A 1,191-nucleotide genomic window follows, 5' to 3' on the forward strand; every position below is an offset into this window, starting at 1 on the left:
GATGGTGGAAGAACATGGGGCAGATCACGCCTCGCAGTGGGCGGCCATCGTGTCGATTTCAGGCAAGATCGGATGTTCGCCACAGACGCTGCATAACTGGGTCGCGCAGGCTGAGCGCGACAGCGGCAAGCGAGCAGGCCCCAGCACAGATGAACGCGAACGGATCAAGGCACTTGAGCGCGAGAACCGGGAGCTTCGCCAGGCGAACGAGATCCTCCGGAAGGCCTCAGCATATTTCGCGCAGGCGGAGCTCGACCGCCCACTGAAGCGATGATCGCCTTCATCAACGACCACCGAGATGCCTATGGGGTCGAGCCGATTTGCAGAGTTCTGCCGATTGCCCCATCGACATATTATGATCACATCGCAAAGCGTCGCCATCCCGAGACAACCGCGCCACGTGTCCAGCGCGATGCCATCCTGCGGCCTGAGATCAAGCGTGTGTTCAATGAGAACCACGCCGTCTACGGGGCCGAGAAAGTCTGGCGTCAGATGCAGCGTGAGGGCTTTGATGTGGCGCGCTGCACGATCGAACGGTTGATGAAGGATCAAGGCCTTCAGGGTGTTCGGCGCGGCAAGAAGGTGCGCACGACCGTGCCAGACACATCCGCGCCATGCCCGCGTGACAAGGTAAACCGGAACTTCCGGGCATCTGCTCCGAACCGCCTCTGGGTTTCGGATTTCACCTATGTCTCGACCTGGGCAGGGTTTGTCTATGTCGCCTTCATCATTGATGTCTTCGCGCGCCGTATCGTTGGCTGGCGGGTCAGCCGCACTGCACATGCAGGCTTTGTCCTGGATGCGCTCGAACAGGCTCTTCATGCCCGAAGGCCAGTTTCCGGAAGCGGCCTGGTGCATCATTCTGATCGCGGCAGCCAATACTTGTCGATAAAGTACACCGAGCGTCTCGCCGATGCAGGCCTCGAGCCATCCGTCGGCAGTGTCGGGGACTCCTATGACAATGCGCTGGCAGAGACGATCAATGGTCTGTACAAGGCTGAAGTCATCCATCGAAAGGGACCGTGGAAGTCAATGGACGCCGTCGAGTATGCTACTCTCATTTGGGTGGATTGGTTCAACAAACGCAGACTCCTGGGGCCCATCGGGCACATCCCGCCGGCAGAAGCCGAGGCCAACTACTATGCAGCGCTGAAGGAAACCGCTATCGCTGCATGACCCCAACCAAATTGC

General features: G+C 59.3%; 1 protein-coding gene and 1 other annotated feature. The gene reads left to right on the forward strand.

Annotated elements, in window-relative coordinates:
* Position 1 precedes the first annotated feature (1 nt).
* A protein-coding gene (locus tag V7651_RS18660; protein WP_335614026.1) for an IS3 family transposase occupies positions 2-1,176 on the forward strand; the annotation gives its coding sequence in 2 pieces (ribosomal slippage) (positions 2-242 and positions 242-1,176; 1,176 coding nt in all).
* Positions 229-345, forward strand: a sequence feature (AL1L pseudoknot). (Overlaps the previous gene by 117 nt.)
* Positions 1,177-1,191: the final 15 nt, after the last annotated feature.

Origin of the sequence: Hyphomonas oceanitis (assembly GCF_036964545.1) — a bacterium.
Lineage (GTDB): Bacteria > Pseudomonadota > Alphaproteobacteria > Caulobacterales > Hyphomonadaceae > Hyphomonas > Hyphomonas oceanitis.